General features: G+C 74.5%; 4 protein-coding genes and 1 pseudogene. 1 reads left to right on the top strand and 4 read right to left on the bottom strand.

Translation table 11 applies throughout. The features are described from left to right. Window positions 1-142 precede the first annotated feature (142 nt). From ACFQ9Z_RS10615 to ACFQ9Z_RS10600, 4 genes and pseudogenes are all read right to left on the bottom strand, one after another. A complete protein-coding gene (locus ACFQ9Z_RS10615) occupies window positions 143-1,618 on the bottom strand; it encodes an alpha/beta hydrolase family esterase (RefSeq protein ID WP_383014043.1) in 1,476 nt (491 codons plus the stop codon). Between the two features lie 986 nt (window positions 1,619-2,604). After that, a complete protein-coding gene (locus ACFQ9Z_RS10610; protein WP_383014040.1) occupies window positions 2,605-4,125 on the bottom strand; it encodes a catalase in 1,521 nt (506 codons plus the stop codon). Window positions 4,126-4,384: 259 nt separating this feature from the next. Continuing rightward, window positions 4,385-4,717, bottom strand: a pseudogene (locus ACFQ9Z_RS10605) (Dps family protein); the annotation flags it as partial. A gap of 35 nt (window positions 4,718-4,752) precedes the next feature. Next, on the bottom strand, window positions 4,753-5,742 hold the full coding sequence (locus ACFQ9Z_RS10600) for a LysR family transcriptional regulator (RefSeq protein ID WP_383014037.1): 990 nt from the start codon (window positions 5,740-5,742) through the stop codon (window positions 4,753-4,755). An 11-nt stretch (window positions 5,743-5,753) separates the two neighbouring features. On the opposite strand from ACFQ9Z_RS10600, the gene ACFQ9Z_RS10595 reads away from it, so the two are divergent. Beyond that, window positions 5,754-6,917, top strand: coding sequence for a YeiH family protein (locus ACFQ9Z_RS10595; RefSeq protein ID WP_383014034.1), 1,164 nt, complete (start codon window positions 5,754-5,756; stop codon window positions 6,915-6,917). Window positions 6,918-7,101: the final 184 nt, after the last annotated feature.

Raw genomic sequence — 7,101 nt, 5'->3', positions numbered from 1 at the left:
GTACCAGCCACATGCTTGTGTTTCCCACGCGGCTTGGGGGGGCCGGGGGGCCCCGGCGCCGGCGGGGGGGGGGGGCCCCCCGGGGCCCGGGGGGCCCCCACAGCCGCCGGGCGCGGGCCGTCCGGCCCGTCCGGTCCGTTCGTCAGGACGGACAGCCCGAGTCCGCGATCACGTAGTAGCCGGACGAGGTCTCCGCGAGGGTGTGGGTGACGGCGACGTTGTAGAGGCCCATGTTCTGGTCGGAGCCGTTGGCGTAGACGTAGCCGAGGCTCTGGTGGGCGCGGCCCGCCGCGACCTGGTTGTAGTTGTTGTCCGTGAAGCACCGCGGCCGGTACCCGGTGGTCGTGGCCGTGACCGCCGGCGACCGTGTGCCGGCAGCGCCGGCGGAGTCCGCGGCCGCGACGGTGTAGCTGTACGCGGTGCCGGAACCCAGCCCGGTGTCGGTGTAGGTGGTGCCCGTGGTCGAACCGACCTTGCTGCCGCCGCGGTACACGACGTACGACGCCGCGCCGGTCACCGCGGACCAGGCCAGCGACGCCGTGGTGTCGGTGGTGCCGGTGACGGTGAGCCCCGTGGGCGCCGGGAGGGCGCCGGTGCCGCCCCCGCCCGGGCCGTCCAGGCCCCAGAACTTCGCGGTCCAGTAGGACGAGCAGATGTAGCCGAGGTAGTAGGTCCCGGTGCTGCCGCACTGGCCGGTGCCGGAGCCCGGGTCGACCGCGAGGCCGTGCGCCATGCCGGAGACGGAGAAGGTCTCCACGGCGGGCCTGCCGCTCGGGTCGTCGTACACGGCCTGTGTGGTGCCGCCGGTCAAGGTGGTGGTGGACGACGGGGTCCGGCCGATGCCCCAGACGTTCGTCCACTGGTCGCGTGACTCGGTGGCGTTGGCCGGGTTCACCGTGGTGTCGCCGGTGCCCTGCCAGATCGCGACGCGCGGCCAGGGGCCGCCCCAGCCGCCCGACGCGCTGCGGACCGCGTCGCCCCACTGCTGCGGGGTCTTGCTGACCGCGTTGTGCTGGCAGGTCAGACCGCTGGAGAGGTCGGTCGCACAGCCCGCCGGGATGCCGGAGTCGATCGCGCCGCCCGCGAACACGTCGGGGTAGTCGGCGAGCATCACCGAGGTCATCGCGCCGCCGGCGGACAGCCCGGTGACGTAGACGCGGCCGGGGTCGCTGCCGTAGCGGGTCGTCGCGTTGGCCACCATCTGCCGGATCGACAGCGCCTCGCCCTGACCCCGGGTGTAGTCGGAGGACTGGAACCAGTTGAAGCAGGAGTTGGCGTTGTTGGCGCCTGTGGTCTGCGGGAAGACCACGGCGAAGCCGTACATGTCCGCGTACTTGGGCCAGCCGGAGTGGCTGTAGTAGTCGCTCGCGCTCTGCGTGCAGCCGTGCAGGGCCACGACCAGCGGCGCCCCGGACGGCAGGTTGTCGGGGGCGTACTGGAACATCTGCAGATTGCCCGGGTTCGAGCCGAAGCCCGTGACCTGCTGCAGGCTCGCGGCCCGCGCCGGGGCCGGGGAGAGTCCGAGGACCACGGCGATCAGGGACAGGACCAGCGCCGCCGCGCAGGCGGGGCGTGGCCACGATCGGCGCGGCAGCGGGTGGGGGGAAGTGGGGTTCATCGAGCCACCTGGGTGATCGCGACGGGTGGGGAGGTGGGGGGGGAGCCGTGCTCCTGCAGCGAAGCGCGGTGCATGGCCCGGGGGTTACCGGGACGTTACGTGCGGGCTGCGGGAGGCCGTAATGGAGACGCGCCCCACCTCGCGGTGGCCGGATCTGTGGGCCCTCACCGTTGCGGCGCGCGCGGAACCCGGTAGCCGGTAACCGGAAGCCGCCGGGGCCGGCGAGAGGGCGGCCCGCCGCCGGGCGGCGGCGGGCGGGGTCGTCGGCGGCGGCGCGGGGCGGACAGCGCGGTGGTGATGTCGTCCGGGGCGTCGAGGCTGTGGGCGCTGACGACCGCGTCGCGGTACGGCAGGGCGGCGGCCATGCCTGCCGCGAGCGGGGTAACGCGGGCCGCCGAGCGCGGGTCGGCCCAGACGACGTGGTAGGCGACGCGGGGCAGCCGGCCATGTGGGTGGCGGGGCCGGCCGGCCCGCCGGTGTCCCAGCCGTCGGAGACGATGGCGGTCACGGCGCCGTGCGCCATGCCGCGCCGGCCGAACCGCTCGTCGAACTGCGCCGGGCACTCCCCCTCCGGGGTCCCCCGGACCGGTCCGGGGCCGTCCGGCCGGCCCGCGCGAGAGCGTCGTGCGGGCCGGTCCGCCGCAGGACGGACCGGACGGCGGCTCTGGCGGGCGGCCGCCGCGGAAGGCGCGGGGTGACACCGGCGCTCTCCCACCCGGTGTCACCCCGCGCGCCCGGCGTGATGAGCTGCGCGTGCTGGAGACGCCCGCCACGCCGTCGGACGCCACCTCGCACGTCAGCGCCCTGCGGCCGGGGCACCGTTCCCCGGCCACGGACGCGTTCCCGCACACGCCCGCGGCGACCCGCATCATGCGGGCGCCGGGCGCGGGCTTCCCGCACCCGGTTCCGGCCCGCGGTGCACGTCACGCTGTGGGACGCGTGAACCCCGGCCGGCCCGCCCGGCGCGCCCGGGCGGGCCGGGCGGTTCAGGCCTTGTGCTGCATGGAGCTCCGTGCCGGGTTGCCCTGTTCGGCGGCCTTGGGGTCCTTCTCGCCGGCCTTGGCCCGGACGCCGTCGGCGATGCGCTTGCCGATGGTCTCGTCGATGTTGGACCAGTACTCGAAGGCCCGTTCCAGGACGGGTTCGGTCACTCCGTTGAGAAGGTGCCCGACGACGTTGTCGACCAGACGGTCGCGGGCGGCGTCGTCCATGACCTCGCGCACCAGGGTGCCCGGCTGCCCCCAGTCGTCGTCCTCGCGGTGGGAGACGTAGGCGGAGCGGGTGATCTCCCCGTCTGCCGTCCAGCTCGGCGGGGACCCGTAACGCTCGGTGTCCGCCGCGGGGCCGCCCTTGGAGTTCGGGGCGTAGACCGGGTCGGTGGTGTTCCGGTACGCCATCGCCCCGTCCTTGGAGTAGGTGTGGACGTCGACGACGGGCGCGTTCACGGGGAGCTGCTGGTAGTTGCCCCCGATCCGGTGGCGGTGGGCGTCCGCGTAGGAGAACAGCCGGGCCAGCAGCATGCGGTCCGGGCTCGGTCCGATGCCGGGGACGAAGTTGTTGGGCTGGAACGCCGCCTGTTCGATCTGGGCGTGGTTGTCGGTGGGGTTGCGGTCGAGCGTCATGCGGCCGACCCGGATGAGCGGATAGTCCCCGTGCGGCCACACCTTGGTCAGGTCGAACGGGTTGAAGCGGTAGTTCGCGGCCTCCTCGTACGGCATCACCTGGACGTACAGCGTCCAGCTCGGGAAGTCGCCGTCCCGGATGTGCTCGAAGAGATCACGGGTGTGGTAGTCGGTGTCGACCGCGGCCATCTGGTCGGCCTCGTGCTGGGTGAAGAACTCGATGCCCTGGTCGGTCTTGAAGTGGTACTTCACCCAGAACCGCTCGCCGGCGGCGTTGATCCACATGTAGGCGTGCGAGGTGTAGCCGTTCATGTGGCGCCAGGTCCGGGGGATGCCGCGGTCCCCCATCAGCCAGGTCACCTGGTGGGCGGACTCCGGGGAGAGGGTCCAGAAGTCCCACTGCATGTCGTGGTCGCGCAGGTTGTTGTCGGCGCGGCGCTTCTGGGACCGGATGAAGTGCTGGAACTTCATCGGGTCCTTCACGAAGAACACCGGGGTGTTGTTCCCGACCATGTCGTAGTTGCCTTCGCTGGTGTAGAACTTCACCGCGAAGCCGCGCGGGTCGCGCCAGGTGTCCGGGCTGCCGCGCTCCCCGGCGACGGTCGAGAAGCGGATGACCAGGTCCGTGCGGGCGCCCGGCTGGAAAAGGGCCGCCTTGGTGTACGCGCTGACGTCGTCGGTCACCTCGAAGTGGCCGAACGCGCCGCTCCCCTTGGCGTGCGGCTGGCGCTCGGGAATCCGCTCCCGGTTGAACTGCGCCATCTGCTCGATCAGGTAGGCGTCCTGCAGGAGGATCGGTCCCCCTGGCCCCACGGTCAGAGAGTGTTCGTCGCTTTCCGCCGGTGCGCCGGAGTCGGTCGTCGTGGCGGGTCGGATCTCCGTCATTGCTCTGCCTTCCATGGTGGCTGTCGTCTCCGAGCGTCCGCGTGCCGTGCGGACGCGGCGGAGCGCTCCCGACCGGCATGTCGTCTCCCACAGACCGCGTGACCCACAGGAAGCCGGGTAAACACCCGCATCCCGGGGCGCCACCGGCAGGGGTGGCCGGTGTCGGCCGGCCGGAGCAGTCACGGGCCGTGGGCGCCGGCGCGGCGCCCGCCCGCGCCCTGTCCGGCCTGGACCGGCCGAGTACCGGCGCTCCGTCGGCTCAGGTACGGACGAGGGGCGTGTCGACCAGGTGCTCGGCCAGGAACCACGCCTGGAGTTCGCCGGTCCGGATCACCTGCGAGACCAGCAGGTCTTCGGTGCCGTCGTCGCCCATGTCACCGGCGCGCGAGGCCGCGTCGTGCGCCTCGGTCAGGACGGTCTCGTGGGCCTCCAGCAACCGCGACAGCATGGCCGGCACCTCCTCCACGCCGTCCGGCGGACGCGGGATCGAGGTGATCTCGGCGACGTGCCGGGGGTCCCCCACCGCGACGCCGCCCAGGGTCTGCACCCGTTCCGCGAGGGCGTCGACGACTTCGAGCTGCTCACCGGCGTGCGGCCACCGGACGCACGGGCCCTTCCGCCGCGGCCCTACGCGCCGGGCGGCCGCCCGGTGGTGAACGCCCGGCGGGCCACCGTGACGAGTTCCGCCGCCGGGCCCACCAGGCGCCGCCCGGTCGGCCAGACCGCGCGCAGGTCGCGCGTGAGGTCGACGCCCGCGACGTCGACGCCGATCAGCCGGCCCTCGGCGATGTCCCCGCGCACGGCCAGCTCGCTCAGCACCGACGGCCCGGTGCCGGCGATCACCGCGCCGCGCACGGCGGCCGTGGAGCCCAGCTCCACCAGGGGCCGGACGCGTTCGCAGCCGGCGAGGTGCAGGGCGCGGTCCAGCGTCTGGCGGGTGCCGGAGCCGCTCTCCCGCAGGACGAGCGGCGCGCGGGACAGCTCCCGCGCCGACAGCGGCTCGTGCCGCCGGGCCCACGGGTGGGCGGGGTCGACCACGACCACCAGCCGGTCCTCGGCCACCTGCCGCGTGGACATCACGCGGGACAGGCGCGGGCCCTCGATGAACCCGACGTCGGCCTCGCCGGCCTCGACCAGCTCGGGCACGTGCTCGCTGTTGGTCACCTGCAGTCCGATGTACAGCTCGGGCCGGCGGCCGCGCAGCTCGCTGATCCAGGCCGGCAGCAGGTACTCCGCGATGGTCAGGCTCGCCGCGACGCGCAGCTCGGCCTCCCGCCGGTCGCGCAGCCTGCCGGCGCCGGCGAGAAGCTGGTCGAGCTCGTCCAGGACCCGCCGGGCGTGCCCGGCGACGACCTGTCCGGCGAGGGTCGGCCGGGAGCCGCGGCGGGTCCGGTCGACCAGCACCAGACCCAGTCCGCGCTCCAGCGTGGACAGCCGGCGGCTCGCGGACGGCTGGGAGATCCGCAGCCGCTCGGCCGCCCGGCCCAGGCTTCCCAGGTCGGCCACGAGGACGAGGAGCCGCAGCGACTCCAGGTCGGGGGTGCGCGGCGGGAGGAGGACGGTACGGGGATCCGGCACGGGAGCGTCTGTCACAGCCCAAGCGTAGGTATCGGTCATACGTTCTCGCTATGACCTCCTGCCCGGTCGAGGGCTACAGCGTGAGCACCGGGCCGCCCAGAGTGGTGATCATGAAGGACGTCAGCCTCTCCCGGTCAGGGACCGCCCGCCCGCTCCGTTCCGCCCGCGCCGCCCGGCTGCCCGGCTTCGCCGCCCGGCTGCCCGGGCTCGCCCTCGCCGTGGGCGTCGCCCTCGTGGCGACCGCGCTGGGCCGGCTGGTCCCCGTCGTCGGCGGGCCGGTGAGCGGGATCGTGCTCGGGGTGCTGGTGGCGGTGGCGGTGCGGCCGGGCGACCGGACGCGGCCCGGTGTCGCCTTCGCCGCGCGCGGAGTGCTGCAGGCAGCGGTGGTGCTGCTGGGCGCGCAGCTGTCCCTCGGCCAGGTGCTGCGGGTCGGGGCCGGCTCGCTGCCGGTGATGCTGGTGACCCTGGTGGTCTGCCTGGCGGCGGCGTACTGGCTCGGGCGCCGCCTGGGCGTCGTCCGCGACCTGCGCACCCTCATCGGTGTGGGCACCGGCATCTGCGGGGCCTCCGCGATCGCCGCGGTGACGCCGGTCATCGGCGCGGCGGAGGCGGAGGTGGCCTACGCCGTCTCCACGATCTTCGTCTTCAACATCGCCGCGGTGCTGACGTTCCCCGCCCTCGGGCATCTGCTGGGCCTGGGCCAGCACGCCTTCGGCCTGTTCGCCGGCACCGCGGTCAACGACATGTCGTCGGTGGTCGCCGCCGCCGCCACCTACGGCGGCCCGGCGGCCGACTACGCGGTGGTGGTCAAGCTGGCCCGCACCCTGCTGATCATTCCGGTCTGCCTGGGCCTCGCCGCCCTGGCCCGCCGCCGCGCGCGGACGGCGGACGCGGACGCCGCCGCCGCCCCGTCGGATCCGGGACGGGCCCTGCCCGGACCTGTGCGCGTCGGCCGGCTGGTGCCGTGGTTCCTGATCGGCTTCCTCGTCCTGGCGGCCGCGAACACCGCCGGCCTCGTCCCGGCCGCCGCCCACGGGCCGCTCGGCTCGCTCGCCGGATTCCTGATCACCGTCGCCCTGTCCGCGATCGGCCTGTCCACCGAACCCGCCGGACTGCGCCGGGCCGGTCCCGCTCCCCTGCTGCTGGGCGGCTGCCTGTGGCTGGTCGTATCCGCCACCAGCCTGGCTGTCCAGTTCGCGACCCGGTGCCTGTGACCGACGCGCGGGAGGACGGACGGCCCGGGGAGCCGGTCCCCGGGCCGCCGCATCGCGAGCCGCGCCGCGACCGCGCTGCCGGGACCGCCGTCACCCCTGAGTCCGTCGGGCCGCGGACCCGCCCGAGTGCGCCGCGCGCGCCCGTGCGGCACCCCGCGGCGGCGGCACGTGCCAGGGCTCCCGG

The sequence above is a fragment of the Streptomyces sp. NPDC056580 genome (assembly GCF_042793175.1).
Taxonomy (GTDB): domain Bacteria; phylum Actinomycetota; class Actinomycetes; order Streptomycetales; family Streptomycetaceae; genus Streptomyces.
Note: the sequence above shows the minus strand (reverse complement) of the source record. Positions and strands in the feature narration are given on the sequence as shown.